The 18146-nt window shown below is 65.7% G+C and carries 16 protein-coding genes; 2 read left to right on the top strand and 14 right to left on the bottom strand.

The features are described 5' to 3' along the window. Positions 1-20: 20 nt before the first annotated feature. The 4 genes from gcl to FYJ92_RS16480 all read right to left on the bottom strand — a co-directional run bounded on the left by gcl (position 21) and on the right by FYJ92_RS16480 (position 4077). Entirely contained in the window at positions 21-1811 is a 1791-nt protein-coding gene (gcl, locus tag FYJ92_RS16495; protein WP_185261660.1) for a glyoxylate carboligase, read from the bottom strand. Positions 1812-1963: 152 nt separating this feature from the next. Beyond that, positions 1964-2842, bottom strand: coding sequence for a 2-hydroxy-3-oxopropionate reductase (locus FYJ92_RS16490; protein WP_185261659.1), 879 nt, complete (start codon positions 2840-2842; stop codon positions 1964-1966). Between the two features lie 32 nt (positions 2843-2874). After that, positions 2875-3675: a hydroxypyruvate isomerase family protein gene (locus FYJ92_RS16485; protein ID WP_185261658.1), complete on the bottom strand. Its 801-nt coding sequence runs from the start codon at positions 3673-3675 to the stop codon at positions 2875-2877. Between the two features lie 225 nt (positions 3676-3900). Continuing rightward, positions 3901-4077 carry a CsbD family protein gene (locus tag FYJ92_RS16480; protein WP_185261657.1) on the bottom strand — a complete coding sequence of 59 codons (177 nt, stop codon included), beginning with the start codon at positions 4075-4077 and terminating at the stop codon, positions 3901-3903. A 187-nt stretch (positions 4078-4264) separates the two neighbouring features. Between FYJ92_RS16480 and FYJ92_RS16475 the strand changes: the two genes are divergently transcribed. Beyond that, a complete protein-coding gene (locus tag FYJ92_RS16475; protein ID WP_185261656.1) occupies positions 4265-5197 on the top strand; it encodes a threonine/serine dehydratase in 933 nt (310 codons plus the stop codon). A 22-nt stretch (positions 5198-5219) separates the two neighbouring features. On the opposite strand, the gene FYJ92_RS16470 is transcribed toward FYJ92_RS16475, so the two are convergent. The 9 genes from FYJ92_RS16470 to FYJ92_RS16430 all read right to left on the bottom strand — a co-directional run bounded on the left by FYJ92_RS16470 (position 5220) and on the right by FYJ92_RS16430 (position 15495). Continuing rightward, positions 5220-5996 carry a carbonic anhydrase gene (locus tag FYJ92_RS16470; RefSeq protein ID WP_185261655.1) on the bottom strand — a complete coding sequence of 259 codons (777 nt, stop codon included), beginning with the start codon at positions 5994-5996 and terminating at the stop codon, positions 5220-5222. Positions 5997-6182: 186 nt separating this feature from the next. After that, the gene (locus FYJ92_RS16465; RefSeq protein WP_185261654.1) at positions 6183-6914 is read right to left on the bottom strand and encodes an amino acid ABC transporter ATP-binding protein; all 732 of its coding nucleotides are present in this window, start codon (positions 6912-6914) and stop codon (positions 6183-6185) included. After that, positions 6914-8419 (bottom strand): ABC transporter substrate-binding protein/permease, encoded by a 1506-nt coding sequence (locus FYJ92_RS16460; protein ID WP_185261653.1) that lies wholly within the window; start codon positions 8417-8419, stop codon positions 6914-6916. The genes FYJ92_RS16465 and FYJ92_RS16460 overlap by 1 nt, the downstream gene beginning before the upstream one ends. A gap of 34 nt (positions 8420-8453) precedes the next feature. Further along, positions 8454-9419 carry a formimidoylglutamase gene (gene hutG / locus FYJ92_RS16455; RefSeq protein ID WP_185261652.1) on the bottom strand — a complete coding sequence of 322 codons (966 nt, stop codon included), beginning with the start codon at positions 9417-9419 and terminating at the stop codon, positions 8454-8456. Beyond that, entirely contained in the window at positions 9419-10171 is a 753-nt protein-coding gene (locus FYJ92_RS16450; RefSeq protein WP_185261651.1) for an IclR family transcriptional regulator, read from the bottom strand. Before FYJ92_RS16450 ends, hutG begins: the two co-directional genes overlap by 1 nt. A 204-nt stretch (positions 10172-10375) precedes the next feature. Further along, on the bottom strand, positions 10376-11188 hold the full coding sequence (locus tag FYJ92_RS16445; protein ID WP_185261650.1) for a bifunctional allantoicase/(S)-ureidoglycine aminohydrolase: 813 nt from the start codon (positions 11186-11188) through the stop codon (positions 10376-10378). Positions 11189-11198: 10 nt separating this feature from the next. After that, on the bottom strand, positions 11199-12476 hold the full coding sequence (locus tag FYJ92_RS16440) for an aldolase (protein ID WP_185261649.1): 1278 nt from the start codon (positions 12474-12476) through the stop codon (positions 11199-11201). Positions 12477-12479: 3 nt separating this feature from the next. After that, positions 12480-14078 (bottom strand): malate synthase A, encoded by a 1599-nt coding sequence (gene aceB, locus FYJ92_RS16435; RefSeq protein WP_185261648.1) that lies wholly within the window; start codon positions 14076-14078, stop codon positions 12480-12482. 16 nt (positions 14079-14094) lie between these two features. After that, on the bottom strand, positions 14095-15495 hold the full coding sequence (locus FYJ92_RS16430; RefSeq protein ID WP_185261647.1) for an NAD-dependent malic enzyme: 1401 nt from the start codon (positions 15493-15495) through the stop codon (positions 14095-14097). Between the two features lie 220 nt (positions 15496-15715). Between FYJ92_RS16430 and FYJ92_RS16425 the strand changes: the two genes are divergently transcribed. Further along, complete coding sequence (locus FYJ92_RS16425) at positions 15716-16471, top strand: IclR family transcriptional regulator (protein ID WP_185261646.1); 756 nt, start codon at positions 15716-15718, stop codon at positions 16469-16471. A gap of 132 nt (positions 16472-16603) precedes the next feature. Here the strand turns inward: FYJ92_RS16425 and FYJ92_RS16420 are convergent, their stop codons facing one another. Then, positions 16604-18103, bottom strand: a complete 1500-nt coding sequence (locus tag FYJ92_RS16420) for a nucleobase:cation symporter-2 family protein (RefSeq protein ID WP_185261645.1) — start codon at positions 18101-18103, stop codon at positions 16604-16606. Positions 18104-18146: the final 43 nt, after the last annotated feature.

Genomic DNA, 18146 nt, shown 5'->3' with positions numbered 1-18146 from the left:
TACCTCCTATCGGTTTCTTACTAGTCCAGCAGGGCGATGATCGCGGTGGGGGCGTCCTCGCCGCGTTCGGCCAGGTCCTCGAACTCGTTCACAGCGTTGATTTCCACACCCATGGAGATGTTGGTGATCTTTTCCAGGATCACTTCAACCACCACGGGAACCTTGAACTCGCCCATCAGGGCCTTGGCCTTGTCGAACGCGGCCGGCAGGTCCGCCGGGTTTTCCACGCGGATGGCCTTGCAGCCCAGGCCTTCGGCCACCTTGATGTGGTCCACGCCGTACCCCGCTGCGGTTGCGGAGAGATCAGTGGAGTTGATGTTCTCGAACGCCAGGGACACGTTCTGTTCCATCTCGAAGCCGCGCTGCGACTGGCGGATCAGGCCCAGGTACGAGTTGTTCACCACCACGTGGATGTACGGCAGGTTGAACTGCGCGCCCACGGCCAGCTCTTCGATCATGAACTGGAAGTCGTAGTCACCGGACAGGGCAACCACGGTCTCGTCCGGCTTGCCGCGGACCACGCCCAGGGCGGCCGGGGCGGTCCAGCCCAGGGGGCCTGCCTGGCCGGCGTTGATCCACTTGCGCGGGCCGAAGACGTGCAGCATCTGTGCGCCGGCGATCTGCGAGAGGCCGATGGTGGACACATAGGTGGTGTCCTTGCCGAACGCCTTGTTCATTTCCTCGTACACGCGCTGCGGCTTGATCGGCACGTTCTCGAAGTGCGTCTTGCGCTGCAGGGAACCCTTGCGTGCAGTGCACTCGGCAACCCAGCCGGAGTAGTCCGGCAGGGACTGCGCTGCCTGGCGCTCGCGTGCCAGCTCAATCAGCCCGTCCAGCGCCGCACCGGCGTCGGACGCGATGCCCAGGTCCGGCGAAAACACACGGCCGATCTGGGTGGGCTCGATGTCGATGTGCACAAACTTGCGGCCAGCCGTGTAGGTGTCCAGGCCGCCAGTGTGGCGGTTGGCCCAGCGGTTGCCGATGCCGATCACGAAGTCGGAGGCCAGCATGGTCTCGTTGCCGTAGCGGTGGCTGGTCTGCAGGCCCACCATGCCGGCCATCAGGACGTGGTCGTCCGGGATGGTGCCCCAGCCCATCAGGGTGGGGATGACCGGAACATTCAGCAGTTCGGCCAGTTCCACCAGCTGCGCGGAGGCGCCGGCGTTGATGATGCCGCCACCGGCCACGATCAGCGGGCGCTCGGCTGCGGTCAGCATGTCCAGGGCCTTCTCCAGCTGCTTGCGGGAGGCCGTGGGCTTCTGGACCACGATGGGCTCGTAGGCGTCAATGTCGAATTCGATCTCGGCCATCTGCACGTCGAACGGCAGGTCCAGCAGGACCGGGCCCGGCCGGCCGGAGCGCATCAGCTGGAAGGCCTTCTGGAAGGCGCCCGGAACCTGGCCCGGTTCCATGATGGTCATGGACATCTTGGTGACGGGGGCGGCGATGGTCTGGATATCCACGGCCTGGAAGTCTTCCTTGTGCAGCTTGGCCACGGGGGCCTGGCCGGTGATGCAGAGCATGGGGATGGAATCCGCCCAGGCCGCGTACAGGCCGGTGATCATGTCCGTGCCGGCAGGGCCGGAGGTGCCGATACAGATGCCGATGTTGCCGTCCTGGGCCCGGGAGTACCCGTCGGCCATGTGGCTGGCGCCCTCAACGTGGCGGGCCAGCGTGTGGCGGACACCGCCGTTCTTACGCATGGCCGAGTAGAACGGGTTGATTGCCGCGCCTGGCAGGCCGAAGGCCTCGATGGCGCCTTCCTTTACCAGGATCGCGACGGCAGCGTCAACGGTGCGCATCTTCGTCATTGTGTACTCCTTGAAAGTCTGTGTTTTTCGGTGGCTGAGCTTGGTGAAGCCCGATTTTGGGTGTGCTGAAGGAAGTTTTTGTCCAGATAACGCCGCGTGGAAGGGGAATTGAGGGCGTTATCTGGACAAAAACTATCGGTGGGGCGCGAAACCTACTTGCGGCCGCTGAGCTGCAGGACCTGCTTGAAGAGGCCGGAGTGGTCGAGCCCGCCATCGCCTTGGTTCACGGTTGCGGCGACGAGCTGTGCGACGACGGCGCCGAGGGGGACGGCGACATTGGCTTCGCGGGCTGCCGAGGTGACGATGCCGAGGTCCTTGTGGTGGAGGGCGAGGCGGAAGCCGGGGTCGAAGTTGCGGTCGAGCATCTTCTGGCCCTTCTGGTCGAGGACCTTGGAGCCGGCCAGGCCGCCGCCGAGGACCTTGAGGGCCGCGTCCGTGTCCACGCCGTAGGCCTCGAGGAAGGCGATCGCTTCGCCCAGGACCTGTATGTTGACGGCGACGATCAGCTGGTTGGCTGCCTTGACGGTCTGGCCGGAGCCGGACGGGCCGACATGGACAATGGTCTTGCCGACGGCGTTGAGGACGTCCTGCGCTGCCTCGAAGTCAGCTGCCTCGCCGCCCACCATGATGGAGAGTGCGGCGTTGATGGCGCCCTGTTCGCCGCCGGATACCGGGGCGTCGAGGGGGCGGATGCCGGCTTCCTGGGCGTCGTCGGAGAGGCGCTTGGCAACGTCCGGGCGGATGCTGCTGGCGTCGATCCAGAGGGTGCCCTTTTTCGCGTTGGCGAAGACGCCGTCCTTGCCGCTGACTACGCCCTCAACGTCGGGGGAGTCCGGCACCATGGTGATGACGACGTCGGCGTCCTTGACGGCGTCCGCGATGCTCGTGGCACCCTGGCCGCCTTCGGAGACGAGCTTGTCGATCTTGTCCTGGCTGCGGTTGAAGCCGGTGACGGTGTGGCCGGCCTTGACCAGGTTGATGGCCATGGGCAGGCCCATGATTCCGAGTCCGATGACTGCAACGTTGCTCATTGTGGTTCCTTTACTGAAAGTCTGATGGAGGATTAGCGGGCGACGCGCTGGCGGATGGCCCAGGCGAACGCGGTTTCCGCCGGTTCCTTGTATTCGAGGCCGATGTAGCCGTCGTAGCCGAGTTCGCGGCTGCGGGCGATCCATTCGCCGAGGGGAAGCTCACCGGTTCCGGGAGCCCCGCGGCCGGGGTTGTCGGCAATCTGGATGTGGCCGAAGTCCTTTGCGTGCTTTTCGATGACGGCTGCGACGTCGTCGCCATTGACTGCCAGGTGGTAGAAATCCGCGAGGAGCTTGATGTTCTCGGCGCCGGATTCCGCTTTGACGCGGGCGATGACCTTGAGCGCGTCTTCGGCCGTGAGGAGCGGGTACTTGGGGGCGCCGCTGACGGGTTCGAGGAGGACGGTGCCGCCGATGCCCGCGACGCCGGCAGCTGCGGCGGCGAGGTTCTCGGCGCCGATGGCGTCCTGCTTCTCGGCCGATTCGCCGTCGATGCGGTTGCCATAGAGGGCGTTGAAGGCCTTGCAGCCGAGGCGCTCGCCGATGCCGGCGACGACGTCGATGTTGTCCAGGAATTCGGTGGAGCGGACGGGCCAGGAAACCAGGCCGCGGTCGCCGCCGGGCATGTTGCCGGCGTTGAAGTTCAGGCCCGTGAGCTGGACGCCTGCATCCTTGATGGCGTTTTCAAACCCGGTGACCTGGGCGTCCGTGGGGACGGAGGCCTCGAAGGGCCACCAGAACTCGACGGCGTCAAAGCCGGCAGCCTTTGCGGCTGCGGGGCGTTCGAGCAGGGGAAGCTCCGTCAAGAGGATGGAGCAGTTCACTGTGTACGTCATCGTAGGTCCTTCCGAGGAGGGGCTTTGATCTATCGTCCGCTTGCTTGGCCCTATGCTGGTTTCCGCTTTGTGGAATTTAGATTCTGCTTTATGAAAAGTTTAGAGAATGAGGGGAGTGTAGTCAAGGGGGTCGCGGAGGGCGGTGGTTTGGGATACCAAACCACCGCCCCCGGGAACGGAAAAACGGGCGGCTCCTGGTGGAGCCGCCCGTTCGATCAATCGTTTTCAGTGCCGCTTGAACGCGTGCCTGATTTTTTCGCCGGCTTGTTTGAGGTCGGCCCGAACTGCGCGTGCCTTGCCTTCGGCCCTCATGCGGTCGTTGCCGCTGACCTCACCGGTGGCCTTTGTTCCCTTGCCGTGCAGCCTCTCCGCGGCGTTGTGGATCTTGTCACCCAAACCCATTGCGGTCCTCCTTGTGGTGCGGCCCGTCCAGCTGGTTGCCGCACTTGCCGCCACTTATATTGTAGAAAGAAATGGCCCCCGTGGACCGGTGGGCAACCCAAATCATCCGCGGGAATGCCAGCGGATGTCCAGGCGGCCGATAGCCTGAAACGCTGAGCCCAGCCCCACCCGGAACGAGGATTACCCTATGATCACACGCACCGACATCGACGAGGCCGCTGCCCGGATTGCCGGGAGGGTCCGCGTCACGCCCGTGCTGGCGGCAGACCGCGGCCAGTTCCCCGGCGAGGTGTGGTTCAAGTGCGAGTTTATGCAGCACACCGGCACGTTCAAGGCCCGGGGCGCGCTCAACCGTGTTCTTGCCTGCCGGGAGCGCGGCGAGCTGAAGGACGACGTAGGCATTGTGGTGGCCTCCGGCGGCAACGCCGGCCTCGCCAACGCCTACGCCGCCGCGGAAGCCGGGGTCCCGGCCACCGTATTCCTGCCCGAGAACGCCCCGGCTGTGAAGGTCAAGAAGCTCTGGGCCATCGGCGCCAACGTGGTCCAGGGCGGGGCCGAATACTCCGAGGCGTACAACGCCGCGATGGCCTACGCAGCCGAGACCGGCGCGGTCTACTGCCATGCCTACGACCAGCCCGAGATCGCTGCCGGCGCCGGCACTATCGGAACCGAGCTGCTGGAGCAGCTGGGCCACGTGGACACAGTGGTGGTGGCCGTGGGCGGTGGCGGGCTCATGGCGGGTGTCGCGGCCGCCGTGGAGGGCCTGGCCAAAGTGGTGGGCGTCGAGTCCGAATCCACGCCCACCCTCCATGCCGCGCTCGCGGCCGGGGCACCCGTGGACGTCGCCGTCTCCGGGATCGCCGCTGACTCCCTGGGTGCCCGGCAGATCGGCCGGATCGGCTTCGAAGTGGCCGTCCGTACCGGCGTCCGCGCCGTGCTGGTCTCCGACGCGGAAATCGTTGCCGCCCGCTCGCTGCTGTGGGAGCAGAACCGCATCATCGTGGAGCACGGCGCGGCCACGGCCTTCGCCGCCCTGCACTCCGGCGCCTACGTCCCGGCGGACGGGGAACGTGTTGCCGTGATCCTCTGCGGGGCCAACACGGATCCCGCCACGGTCTGAGGCCGGCGCGTGCCCTGAGGCCCTACTGATCGACCACAACCACGTCCCTGCCGTTGAGCTGCTGGACCGGCCGATTGTTGCCCGCGTGCGCGGCGCGCAGTGCGGCAAGCTGCCCGGCTCCCAGTTCGACGGGGGTCTCGAGGAGCAGCCAGCGCACGCCTTCCGAGCAGGGCGGAGTGGTCAGGCTGCCGTCATACGCGAAATGGTCCAGTGACGCCGGGAACAGTGCCGGGAAGTCCACGACGCCGGCCGCCACCTTCTGCCCATCGGCTGCGGCGGGCACACCGTCCGTGAACGGCGCCCACGCCGCATTGGTAGCCCCAACAGTGGCGAGGATCCCGACAACGGCAAGCCCGCCGTCGTCGGCCTGGTGGACGAAATGGAACTCGGTCTCGTACTGGACGCCCTCCAGCGTGTGCTCGGACGGCGCGTGGAAGTGCATCTGCTTGAAGGCATACTGCTTGCCGCCCACCGTGATGCCCTGGGCCGTGAGGGCGCGCAGCTCGGTGGTGTGGCCATTGTCGGTCAGCTCGCCTTCGGAAGCCGAATAGGCCAGCGTGAGCGGCGCCGGGGTAAGGCCGGAAGCACCGCCGACGTCGATGGGGGACTGGGCGGTGCCGGAAGAGCAGGAGCCGAAATCGGAGCCCAACGCGCCCCACTGCCCGGGGCCTTCGGCGCCGTCGTAGGACCAGGCGTGGGGCGCTGCGGGGGTGGACGGCGAGGGAACAGGGGCCACGGCGGCGGACTTGCCGCAGCCGGTGATCAGTGCCAGCAGCCCCAGGCCGGATCCAACTAGCAAAGACTTCCTGGTCATTATTGTGGCGCTGCGCATTTCCATCCTTCGGGTCGTGTAGGTCCGTACCGGTGAGCCCGGCCGGACCTACGACGACTATCACGGGGGCCGGTGGCAGGTCTTGTCACAGTGCCTCACCGCAGGATGTGACCGACGGCGTTGCCGGGGTGCAGGTTCCCGAAGCGGTCCGGGTTACAGAACCTTCTCCAGGAATGACCGGATACGCGGGTTGGTGTTGCTTTCGGAGAAGAACTCTTCCGGCGGGAGGTCGGCGGCGATCTTGCCGCCATCGATGAACACCACACGGTCCGCCACTTTGCGGGCAAAGCCCATTTCGTGGGTGACCACCACCATGGTCATGCCGTCGGCGGCGAGGCCGGCCATGACATCCAGGACGTCATGGACCACTTCGGGGTCCAGGGCGCTGGTGGGCTCGTCGAAGAGCATCACCTTGGGATTCATGGCGACGGCGCGGGCGATGGCGATGCGTTGCTTCTGGCCGCCGGAGAGCCGGTTCGGGTAGACGTGCGCCCGGTGGGTCATGTTGACCTTTTCGAGGAGTTCCATGGAGCGTGCTTCCGCGTCCTTTTTGCTGATCTTCAGGACATCCATCTGCGGAAGCATGACGTTCTTCAGGGCTGTCATGTTGGGGAACAGGTTGAACTGCTGGAACACCATGCCCATGCGGGAGCGCAGGCGGTCCAGATCCACCTTGGGCGCCAGGAGGTCCTCGCCGTCGAATACAACGTGTCCGGACGTGGGCGTCTCGAGTAGGTTCAGGCAGCGCAGGAAGGTGGACTTGCCGCCGCCGCTGGGGCCGATGACGGCGACAACTTCGCCGGGCTCGATGGTGAAGTCGATGCCTTTGAGGACGTGGTGGTCACCGTAGGACTTGGTGATGTCTTTCGTTTCCAGGAGTGCCATTAGATGTAAACCGCCATCTTCTTTTCGATTGCGTTTGCGGCCAGGCCGATGATGTTTGTGAGGACGTAGTACACCAAGCCGATGAAGACGTACACGGTCAGTGCATCGAAGGTGCGGGAAATAATGGTCTGACCCACCAGGAACAGTTCGCTGATGGTCACGAAGGACACCAGCGCGGAGTTCTTGGTCAGGGAGACGAACTCGTTCCCGAGCGGCGGGAGCATTCTCAGGAAGGCCTGCGGGATGATCACGTGGCGCAGGGCGGAGGCTGAACTCATGCCGCAGGACCGGGCTGCTTCCATCTGGCCCTTGTCCACGGACTGGATAGCGCCGCGGACGATTTCCGTGACGTAGGAGCCGCTGTAGAGGCCCAGGGCCAGGATGCCGGCCACCATCGGCGAGAGCTGGATGCCCAGCTGCGGCAGGCCGAAGTAGATGAAGAACAGCTGGACGATGAACGGGGTGCCGCGGACCACTGAGACGTAGACCTTGCCGATCCAGCTGATAGGCCGTATATGCGAGAGCTTGGCGAAGCCGCCCAGCATGCCGAACAGCAGGCTCAGGGCCAGTGAGAGGGCGATGATCTGCAGTGTGGTTCCCAGGCCCTGCATCAGCGGGCCCCAGGAATTGGTGATCGAGGAGACGTTAAAGATGCCGCGTTCCTTGGTGGGCCCGGTGGCGGTGCTGGATTCGTCGCCGAACCACTTGGAAGAGGCCTTGGTGAAGTCGCCCGAGTCCTGCATGCCCTTCAGCGCCGTGTTAAAGGCCTCGCGGATGTCCGAGTCGCTTTTCTGGAACGCGAAACCGTAGTTTTCATTCGTCAGGCGGTCACCGACCTGCTTAAGGCCGCCCTGCTCGTGGATGAAGTATCGGCCGCCGGGTTGCCCGGTGACCACGGCGTCGGCCTGGCCGAGTTTGACCGAGGAAAACATCTGGTCGTTGGTCTGGACCTGGACCAGTTCGGCCTGCGGCTGGTTCTGGCGCAGCCACTCCACGGACTTGGTGCCTACCTGCACGGCAACCTTCTTGCCGGCGAGGTCCGCGAGCGTCTTGACGGTGTCGTTGGACGTGGACACGAACATGCCCAGGCCGCCGGGGTAGTAGATCTCGGAGAAGTCCACCACCTTGGCGCGTTCGGGGCTGATGTAGATGGCGGAAGCGCCGACATCGATCTGGTTTGCCTGCAGCGCCGGGACGATGTTGCCGAACGGCATCTGCACAAACTCGACGTTCCTGATGCCGGACTTGGCGGCGAGGTCCCGCACAACATCGATGTCGAAGCCGATCTTGGTGCCGTTGGCATCGGTGAATTCGAACGGCGGGAAGGAGGCGTCGGTGCCGACCTTAAGGGTGGTCTTGCCCGAGCGCAGGTCTGCCATCTTGCCGGCGGACGGGGTTGCCGGGGTGGTCTCGGCCTGGGCTGCCGGTGCGGCCAGCCCGAGGAGCGCGGCCAGAAGGGCGGCCGTCGTGGCAGCCCATCCGGATCGCGGGAATCGGTTCTTCATGTGTGCTCGTTTCTGGGGGGAAGCGGACGTCCGGCTACGCATGCCGGTGTCCGGATCGCTCGGTGGCGATGGTGTGGATGAGGCGTGCGGCCGTGCGGGCGGTGCGGGAGTCGACGTCGAACCTGGGGTTCAGTTCGACGACGTCGACGACGGTGAGCTTGGGGGAGCGGGCCAGGTGACGGCATACGTCCAGGACGACGGAGAGGGGAACCCCGTACGACGCCGGTGCGCTGACACCGGGGGCGACGTACGCGGGAAGGACATCGAGGTCGATCGTCAGGTAGAGGACGTCCACGGAGTCGATGAAGTCCTGCGTGAACTGCCGGACCTGCTCAGCCCTGGACTCGGTGCATTCCTCATCCAGGAGGTACTTGACGCCGAGGTCCCGGGCTGTCTGGAACAGTGCCTCGGTGTTGCCGGGCTGGCTGATGCCCAGCACCGTGTAGTTGAACCCGTGGCCTCGGGCTTGCTCGGCCGCGGCCACTTGCCGGAACGGGGTGCCCGACGACGGGACTTCCTCGGCGCGCAGGTCGAAGTGCGCGTCCAGGTTGATGATGCCGACGCGGCGTCCATCGGTGACCTGGCTTGCGCGCAGGCCCGTGTAGGTGCCGAAGGCGGTTTCGTGGCCGCCGCCCAGGATGACAGGCAGGTGGCCTGCCTCCAGGGCCTGGCAGACGGCCGCGCCGAGGCGCTTCTGGCCGTCCTCGAGGTTTCCGTCCACAACGCTGGTGTCGCCAAGGTCATGGACCAGGAGGTCCGCCGGTGCCGCCATGGGGGCGAGGGCGGAGCGGATGCTTGCAGGACCGTCGACGGCGCCGACCCGGCCTTTGTTCCGGCGGACGCCTTCATCGCTGCGGAATCCCAGGAGTGCAATCCCGGCAGCGCCGGCCTGGGCAGCGCCGGCCTGGACCGTGTTCACTGCGTGGTGCCAGCGCCGGTGTTCCGGGCCGGGGCCGTCGTCGCGGCCCGTCCACGTGTGCTGGATGGTGGGGTTGGTCATCAGGATCCTTCTCCATGTCCGAGCGCCAATGCGGCGTCACGGGTGCTTGCTATGAGTTGCTTTTCGCGCCGGATCGCCCGGTCCGCGGGAGCCATGGTGCTGACGGCACCCAAAAGCCGGCCGCCGTCGTCGAGCACGGGGAAACTGACGCCCCAGACGCCGGCATCCACCGCCCCGTAGCTGAGGCCGAAGCCGCGGTCCTGGACGATCTGGAGCTCGTGGTTCAGGTTCTCTGCGTCCTCCTGGCTCAGTCCAAGGCCAGCCACGATCCTGCCCTGTTCCTGGGGGTCCAGATGTGCGAGCAGGGCCAGCGCGCTGGCGCCCCTGAGCAGGGGAAGTGAGCGGCCCGGAGAGTAGCTGCAGCGCAGCATCTGCGGGCCCTCGATGGCATCCACGCAGAGTGCTTCAGCACCGCGGACCACCAGGTAGGCGGCCAGTTCCTGGGTCTCATCGGAGAGCAGCTGTAGATGCTCCGAGATGCGGCCCTTGACCATGGCTTCCTGGTGGAAGTTGGCGGCGAGGCGGAGCGTTTCCGGGCCGGCGCTGTACTGGCCGCGGCGCCGGGTCTGCGCTACCAGCCCGGACTGCATCAGGAGTGCCAGGTGCCGGTATACGGCGCTGGTGGGGATGCCCGTCGTTTTGGTGATCTGGGCTGCAGTCAGGGTCCGGTGCCGCGCGAATTCGAGCAGGATGTCGACGAACCGTGAGGCGTTGCCTTCCAATATCACGGAATGGCTTGGATCTGTGTGCATAAAAGCGACGTTAGTGGCTGGCATCACAGACGGCCTTAAAAAGTTCCCATAGAGTGGGAATCTATTTTCCGCCGGGTGGGAATTGGCCCTTAAACGCGAAATCGCCGGAACCGTGTCCGGGTCGCCGCAAATTTGCAGCGACCCGGCATGGTTCCGGCGATTTCGGCGGCCAGCCGGTAAGGAGGCGGGCCCGTAAGGGACGGCCTAGGTGAGCTTGATCTGGCGGTTCATGTCCTTGTACAGCAGGTAGCGGAACTGGCCGGGGCCACCGGCGTAGCAGGCCTGCGGGCAGAAGGCGCGCAGCCACATAAAGTCGCCGGCCTCCACCTCGACCCAGTCGTTGTTGAGCAGGTACATGGCCTTGCCCTCCAGCACGTACAGGCCGTGTTCCATGACGTGGGTCTCCGGGAACGGGATGACGCCGCCCGGCTGGAACGTCACGATGTTCACCTGCATGTCGTGGGCCAGGTCGCTGGAATCCGTGAAGCGGGTGGTCTTCCAGGCGCCGTCGGTATCCGGCATCGCGGTGGGTTCCACCTCGGCATCACTGGTGACGAAGGACTTTGCCTCGTAACCCTCGAGCCGCTCATAGGCCTTGCGGATCCATTGGAAGGAAACGACGTCGTCTGAGACGTTTTCCAGGCCCCAGGTGGCACCGGCGGCCAGGTAGGCGTAGCCGCCTTCCTCAAGCTGGTGCAGTTCGCCGTCGAGCGTCAGGTTGACCTTGCCTTTGGTGACAAAGACGACACCTTCGACGCCTGCCTCGAACTCGGCCTTGGGGGCGCCGCCGCCGGGGCCGATCTCAACGATCAGCTGCGAGAAGGTGGTGGAGAAGCCGGAAATCGGGCGGGCGATGATCCAGGACCGGGTGTTGCTGAAACCAGGCAGGGTGCTGGTCACGATGTCCGTCATGACGCCCTTGGGGATGACCGTGTAGGCCTCCGTGACGATTGCCCGTTCCGTGGTCAGGTGCGTCTGCGGCGGCAGTCCGCCCTGCGGGGTGTAGTACTTGCCCATCAAGGGATCCTTACTTCGAAGTGGAGTGTGCCAGCCGCGGGTGCGCCAGTGCGGTCAGCTGGGAAAGTTCGACGCCGGCGAGCGCCTGGACCTCTTCGGTCCCCACCGCGCCGCACTGGACGCCGCGCAGGACAAAGGCGGCCAGGGCCCGGGCGGTGGCGGGTTCGTCCATGACCCCGCCTTCCGTGTGGTCGACATAGTTGCGGAGGCGTGCCGCGGCGGCCGGGAGGCCCTCGCGGTAGAACGCATACGTGGCTGCGAACCGGCTGGGCAGCTGGGCGGCGTGCAGGTCCCAGCCCTGGTAGTAGCCCCGCTCCAGCGAACGGCGGACGAGCCGTCCGTGCAGCTTCCAGGCATCCTCGACGGCGTCGCCCACCGGGATGATGTTGGTGGAACCGTCGGAGAGCCTGATGCCCGTTCCGGCGACGGCCAGCTGCATGACTTCCTTGGCGAAATCCGCCACCGGGTGCTCCATGGACTGGTACTCGGCTGAGATCTGCAGCGACGCGGAGTAGTCGTAGGTGCCGTAGTGCAGGGCGCTGATGCGTCCCGGAACCACGTGCGGCAACTGCGCCACGGGGGAGGTGCCGTCCGGCCCGAGGATCAGCTGCGGCGTTTCCACCTGTACCTCGAAGCGGAGCCGGCCGGCGGGAAGTCCATGGACTTCCTCCAGCCGGGACACCGCAAAGTCCATCGCCTGGACCTGGGCCACGGTGGTGACCTTGGGCAGGGTCAGGATGAGCCCGGCAGGCAGTTCGCCGGCCTGCGCGAGTGTGGAGACGAACAGGTCAAGGGTCTTCAGGCCGCGGGCCCTGGTGGGCGCCTCGAAGCACTTGAACCGGATGCCGATGAACGGGGGCGCGGTGCCGGCGGCAACTGCTTCGCTGACAGCCCGGGCCGCCGCGACCGCTGCCGCGTCCTCCGCTTCGTCGCCGCGGTCGCCGTAGCCATCCTCGAAGTCGAGGCGCAGGTCCTCGATCGGTTCGCTTTCGAGCTTCGCCCGGACCCGCGACGCTACGGCCCCGGCGAGTTCGGCGTCCTGGCCCAGCAGCGCGCCGAGCTTCTCGAGCCCGCCGTGCGCCTCCGCCGTCGTGAGCGCCTGGGCACCCCAGTCGGCAGCGAACGACGGCGTGAAACGGTCCGCCGGCACGTACACGGTGTGCACGGGCTGGCGGGTGCCGTCGTCGCCCGGGTAATTGCGTTCCAGCAGCTGGTCGGTGGCGGCCAGCTGCGCGTCGATGGCGGCGAGGTCCGCCGCGGAGAGCGACGGTGTGGGGGAGACCGCCATGCCTCAGCCCACCAGTTCGTAGGCCGGGGTGGTGAGGAAATCCGTGTAGTCCTCGGACAGGCAGATCTCGGCGATCAGCTTGCTGGCGGGCTGGTAGTACCGGCGGAACGCCTCGTCCCCGAATTCGGTCCGGAGCCGCTCCGTTTCCTCGCCCAGGATCTTTTCCACCAGTTCCCGGGTGACGGTGTTTCCGGTGTCCGCCAGAACGGACTTGTTGCGGATCTGCTGCCATACCTGCGAGCGGGAGATCTCGGCGGTGGCGGCGTCCTCCATCAGGTTGTGGATGGCTACGGCACCGTTTCCGGAGAGCCAGACCGCGGTGTAGGCCACGGCGACATACAGGTTCAGGCGCAGCCCGCCTTCGGTGACCTGGCCGTCGGCCGAGGCGATGTCCAGCAGCTGGTCCGCCGTGACCGAAACTTCGGGGCGCTGCTTGTCCAGCTGGTTGGCGCGCTCGCCGAGCACGCCGTCGAACACCTCGCGGCAGGTGGGGACCAGGTCCGGGTGGGCCACCCAGGAACCGTCGAACCCGTCGTTAGCCTCACGGGTCTTGTCCGCGCGGACCTTGGCGAAGGCGGCCTCGGTGACCTCCGGGTGGCGGCGGTTGGGGATGACGGCGGCCATGCCGCCCATGGCGAAGGCACCGCGTTTGTGGCAGGTCTTCACCAAGAGCTCGGTGTAGGCGCGCATAAACGGTGCGGTCATAACCACCGAGGCGCGGTCCGGGAGCACAAACTCCTCGCCGGCGTCGCGGAAGTACTTGATGATGCTGAACAGGTAGTCCCAGCGACCGGCGTTCAGGCCCGAGGCGTGGTCCCGGAGTTCGTAGAGGAACTCGTCCATTTCGAAGGCGGCCGGGATGGTTTCGATCAGCATGGTGGCGCGGACGCTGCCCTGCGGGATGCCGAGGAAGTCCTGGGCGAAGACGAACACTTCGTTCCAGAGGCGGGCCTCGAGGTGCGATTCCATCTTGGGCAGGTAGTAGTACGGGCCGTGGCCATTGAGCAGCAGCTGCTTGGCCGTATGGAAGAAGTGCAGGCCGAAGTCCACCAGCGCACCCACGGCGGGTTCGCCGTCGATCAGCAGGTGCTTTTCCGGCATGTGCCAGCCGCGCGGACGTGCCACCACAACGGCGAGCGGGGCGTCAGTGCGGAGCTTGTACTCCTTGCCGTCGGGCGACGTGAAGGCCAGGGTACCCGTTGCGGCGTCACGCAGGTTCAGGATGGCGTCGATGACGTTGGCCCATGTGGGCGTGCTGGCGTCCTCAAGGTCCGCCAGCCATACCTTGGCGCCGGAGTTCAGGGCGTTGATGGCCATTTTGGCCGGAGTGGCCGGGCCGGTCATCTCGACGCGGCGGTCCCGCAGCGCGGCGGGTGCCTCGGCGACCTTCCAGTCGCCGTCGCGGATTTCCTGCGTCTCCGGGAGGAAGTCCAGGCGGCTGGTGCGGGCGACGCCGTCGCGCTTGACCTGGCGGGCCTCGAGCAGCCCGTTGCGCGTGCCGGCGAAGCGCCGGTGCAGCTCCTCCAGGAAGGCCAGGGCCTTCGGGGTGAGGATCTGTTCCGCGCGGTCGACCGGCTGGCGGTCGGTGACAGTGATAGCCATATTCGTAAGTCCTTATCTAGAGAGCGCGGGCTGCGTTTGCGTGCGCAGCTGCCGCAACCGCAGCAGCCACATCGGCGGCGACATGAGGATCGAAGACGCTGGGGATAATGTAGCTGGCATTGAGCTCGTCGTCAGCTACCCGGTTGGCAATCGCGTCTGCGGCGGCTACCAGCATCTCCGGCGTGATATCGCTGGCACCGGCGTCGAGCAGTCCCCGGAAGAAGCCCGGGAAGGCCAGCACGTTGTTGATCTGGTTGGGGAAATCGCTGCGGCCCGTGGCCACCACGGCGGCGTGCCTGGACGCGATGACGGGGTCGATCTCCGGCGTCGGGTTGGCCATGGCGAAGACGATCGCGTTCTCGGCCATGGCGGCAACCTGCTCTTCGCCGATCACGTGCGGGGCACTGACACCGATGAAGACGTCGGCGCCGGTCATGGCCTCGTGCAGGGTTCCGGAGAAGCCTTCCTCGTTGGTGTTCGCGGCAATCCAGGCGCGGTGCTCGTCGTCGTACTCCTTGCCCGAGTGGATGGCTCCGGAGCGGCCGGCGGCAACGATGTGCTGCGCGCCCTGGGCCTTGAGGAGCTGGATGATGGCCGAGCCTGCGGCGCCGACGCCGGAGACAACAATGCGGACCTCGGAGAGCTTCTTGTCCACCACGCGCAGGGCGTTGTGGAGGGCTGCCAGGGTGACGATGGCGGTGCCGTGCTGGTCGTCGTGGAAGACGGGGATGTCGAGTTCGTCGCGCAGGCGCTTCTCAATTTCAAAGCAGCGCGGCGCCGCGATGTCCTCAAGGTTGATGCCGCCGTAGACGGGGGCCATGGCCTTGGCGATCATGATGATTTCTTCGGTGTCCTGGGTGTCCAGGCAGACCGGCCAGGCGTCGACATTGGCGAACTGCTTGAACAGTGCGGCCTTGCCTTCCATGACGGGCAGGGCCGCGGCGGGGCCGATGTTTCCCAGGCCCAGGACGGCCGAACCGTCGGTGAGGACGGCGATGGTGTTGCGCTTGACGGTCAGGTTGCGGGCCGCCGACGGGTCCTCCGCGATGGCGAGGCAGACGCGGGCGACGCCGGGCGTGTAGGCACGGGACAGGTCGTCACGGTTGCGCAGGGCCACCTTGGGGACCACCTCGAGCTTGCCACCGAGGTGCATCAGGAAGGTGCGGTCCGAGACGTGCTGGACCGTGACGCCGTCGAGCGCGTTCAGGGCATCCTTGACGCGGGCGGCGTGGTCGTCGTCGGTGGTGTTGCAGGTGACGTCCACAACGAGGGTGTCGTGGTGGGATTCCGTGACGTCAAGCGCCGTGATGGCTGCGCCGGCTGCGCCAACGGCGGCAGCGAGCTCACTCGTGGCGGTGAAGCTCGACGGCGCCGCGACGCGCAGGGTGATCGAATTTCCGGGGCTCGGGTTCGCCATTGAATTTCCTCCTCGTTGGGTCCGTTGCCGGACCACTCGTGCAACCAAATGTTTTCGTATTATGGATATTATTATCTACAAAGTGGAAATGCAACCCCCTGATGGTCATGTTTGGGGACATCGCCTGGGGCCTGCTTGTGCTGTATGTTGAGTGTTCTAAGCAACTCTTTTCACGATGTGGATAAGAGATGTCAGAATCTGAGCCATAGGAGACAACGGAATGGCTGAAAAAGCCTCCGGAGGCGTGCAGTCCGTCGAGCGCGTCTTCGAACTGCTGGAACTCATCACAGACGCGGGCGGTGACGTGACGCTCAGCGAGCTCTCCTCCTCCACGGATCTGCCCCTGCCCACCATCCACCGTCTGCTGCGCACGTTGGTCTCGCTTGGCTATATCCGCCAGCTGCCCAACCGCCGTTACGCACTGGGCCCCCGGCTGATCCGGCTTGGCGAAGGCGCCAGCAAGCAGCTTGGAGCCGTGGCCCGCCCGCAGCTGAAGAACCTCGTGGACCGCCTCGGCGAAACCTCCAACATGGCCGTCCTGGACTCGGACATGGTCATCTATGTGGCCCAGGTGCCGTCCATGCACTCCATGCGCATGTTCACCGAGGTGGGCCGCCGTGCCCACACGCACGACACCGGCGTGGGCAAGGCGATCCTGGCCCAGCTCGACGACGAGGTGGTGCGTGGCATCGTGGCCCGCACCGGCATGCCCACCCCCACGGCCAAAAGCATCGGCGACATTGATGCCCTCCTCGCCGATCTCAAGCTGATCCGTGAACGCGGCTACTCCATCGACGAGGAAGAGCAGGAGCTCGGCGTGCGCTGCTTCGCGATGGCCGTGCCCAACGCGCCCACCCCTGCCGCCATCTCGGTCTCCGGGCCGATCAGCCGCGTGGACCAGAGCTTCGCCGACCGCGCCGTGCCGCTGCTGCGCCAGGCCGCGATGGCCATCTCGGCGGAGCTCAACCAGAACTGACCCGCCCAACTACAACAGCGTCCGATCACAACAGCGTCCAATCACAACAGCGCGAACTGGCAGGTAATGCCCTCAGATTCCACATTTGAGGGCATTTCCTGCCAGTTCGCGCTTGGCGTGGTGGCTGTGACGCTAGTGCTCAGACTTTGACGACTCCACCGGAACTTCCTTGCCCTCAGCGTCGATCAGCTTGCCGCCTTCGTAGCGGTCGCCGTCGGTAAGGCATTTGAGGTCTTCTTCCCGGACTACCCGGCCGGTGCCCGCCACGAATACGGACTGGTTTTCGGAGTTGCCGGCCTTGAGATGGTTAAAGAGCAGGTTCAGCAGGATGGCCATCACGGCCGCGGAGCTGATGCCGGAGTGGAAGATCGTGGCGAACCAGTTGGGGAATTTGTCGTAGAAGGCCGGGGCGGCGATCGGGATCATGCCGAAGCCGATGGAGGTGGCCACGATGATGAGGTTCATATTGTTGCGGTATTCGACCTTGGCCAGGGTGCGGATGCCGCTGGCGGCGACGGTGCCGAACAGGACGATGCCTGCCCCGCCCAGAACCGCTGTGGGAACGGCGGCCACCACGCGGCCGAGGATAGGCAGCAGTCCCAGCAGGACCAGGATCACGCCGCCGGCTGCCACCACGTAGCGGCTCTTGATCTTGGTGACGGCGACCAGGCCGACGTTCTGGGCGAAGGCGCTCTGGGTGAATGATCCGAAGACCGGGGCGATGAGGCTGGAGCCCATGTCTGCGCGGAGGCCTGCTGCGATGCGTTTGGAGTCGACCTTGGTACCGATGATTTCACCGACGGCCAGGATGTCCGCCATGGTTTCGGTCAGGATGACCAGGACGACGATCAGCATGGAGATGATCGCGGCGATCTCAAAGGTGGGGGCTCCGAGGTGGAACGGTGCCGGGAAGGCGACGATCGGGCCGTCCCCGACCTTGGCGAAGTTGGCCATGCCGGTGGCGACGGCGATCAGGGTTCCGATGACCATGGCCAGCAGGATCGAGAGCCGGGAGATGGTTGCGTTGCCGAGCTTGCTCAGGAGGAGAACGAGGGCCAGGGTGACAGCGGCGAGGCCGATGTTTTCGATGCTGCCGTAGTTTTCGGCTTTCTTGTTACCGCCCATGGCCCAGTTGGCTGCAACCGGCATCAGGGTCAGGCCGATGGTCGTGATGACAGTTCCGGTGACCACCGGTGGGAAGAAACGAACGATTTTCGAGAAGACAGGGGCGATCAGCAAGCCGATGGCTGCCGACACGATAACTGCGCCGAAGACGGACTGGATCCCTCCGCCGGTGGTGACGATGGCGACCATCGTTGCCACGCCGGCGAAGGAGACGCCCTGGACCAGCGGCAGCTGGGAGCCGAAGAACGGAATACCAATGGTCTGGAGGATGGTGGCAAGCCCGCCCATGAAAAGTGCGGCGGCGATCAGGATGCCGATGTCGGCAGGGGGCAACCCTGCGGCCTGGCCGACGATGAGCGGAACGGCAACGATGCCGCCGTACATAGTCAGCACGTGCTGGAAGCCGTAGGCGAAGCTGCTCCCGAGGGACAGGCGCTGGTCTTCGGGTCGGTCAGTACGCTGGCGGCCGGTCTTGATGGGGCCGACGGACTTTTTCTTGAGGTTCATGGCAGACTTTCGGGTTCATGGCAGACGTCTTCGTCTGGCTAAC

The sequence above is a fragment of the Pseudarthrobacter sp. NBSH8 genome (genome assembly GCF_014217545.1).
Classification (GTDB): Bacteria; Actinomycetota; Actinomycetes; order Actinomycetales; family Micrococcaceae; genus Arthrobacter.
This window is presented reverse-complemented; position numbering and strand designations above follow the sequence as displayed.

What these genes read in the sequence shown, in the direction of transcription:
- gcl (WP_185261660.1), bottom strand. Translation starts at nt 1,811, where the DNA reads ATGACGAAGATGCGCACCGTTGACGCTGCCGTCGCGATCCTGGTAAAG.
- FYJ92_RS16490 (WP_185261659.1), bottom strand. Translation starts at nt 2,842, where the DNA reads ATGAGCAACGTTGCAGTCATCGGACTCGGAATCATGGGCCTGCCCATG.
- FYJ92_RS16485 (WP_185261658.1), bottom strand. Translation starts at nt 3,675, where the DNA reads ATGACGTACACAGTGAACTGCTCCATCCTCTTGACGGAGCTTCCCCTG.
- FYJ92_RS16480 (WP_185261657.1), bottom strand. Translation starts at nt 4,077, where the DNA reads ATGGGTTTGGGTGACAAGATCCACAACGCCGCGGAGAGGCTGCACGGC.
- FYJ92_RS16475 (WP_185261656.1), top strand. Translation starts at nt 4,265, where the DNA reads ATGATCACACGCACCGACATCGACGAGGCCGCTGCCCGGATTGCCGGG.
- FYJ92_RS16465 (WP_185261654.1), bottom strand. Translation starts at nt 6,914, where the DNA reads ATGGCACTCCTGGAAACGAAAGACATCACCAAGTCCTACGGTGACCAC.
- FYJ92_RS16460 (WP_185261653.1), bottom strand. Translation starts at nt 8,419, where the DNA reads ATGAAGAACCGATTCCCGCGATCCGGATGGGCTGCCACGACGGCCGCC.
- hutG (WP_185261652.1), bottom strand. Translation starts at nt 9,419, where the DNA reads ATGACCAACCCCACCATCCAGCACACGTGGACGGGCCGCGACGACGGC.
- FYJ92_RS16450 (WP_185261651.1), bottom strand. Translation starts at nt 10,171, where the DNA reads ATGCACACAGATCCAAGCCATTCCGTGATATTGGAAGGCAACGCCTCA.
- FYJ92_RS16445 (WP_185261650.1), bottom strand. Translation starts at nt 11,188, where the DNA reads ATGGGCAAGTACTACACCCCGCAGGGCGGACTGCCGCCGCAGACGCAC.
- FYJ92_RS16440 (WP_185261649.1), bottom strand. Translation starts at nt 12,476, where the DNA reads ATGGCGGTCTCCCCCACACCGTCGCTCTCCGCGGCGGACCTCGCCGCC.
- aceB (WP_185261648.1), bottom strand. Translation starts at nt 14,078, where the DNA reads ATGGCTATCACTGTCACCGACCGCCAGCCGGTCGACCGCGCGGAACAG.
- FYJ92_RS16430 (WP_185261647.1), bottom strand. Translation starts at nt 15,495, where the DNA reads ATGGCGAACCCGAGCCCCGGAAATTCGATCACCCTGCGCGTCGCGGCG.
- FYJ92_RS16425 (WP_185261646.1), top strand. Translation starts at nt 15,716, where the DNA reads ATGGCTGAAAAAGCCTCCGGAGGCGTGCAGTCCGTCGAGCGCGTCTTC.
- FYJ92_RS16420 (WP_185261645.1), bottom strand. Translation starts at nt 18,103, where the DNA reads ATGAACCTCAAGAAAAAGTCCGTCGGCCCCATCAAGACCGGCCGCCAG.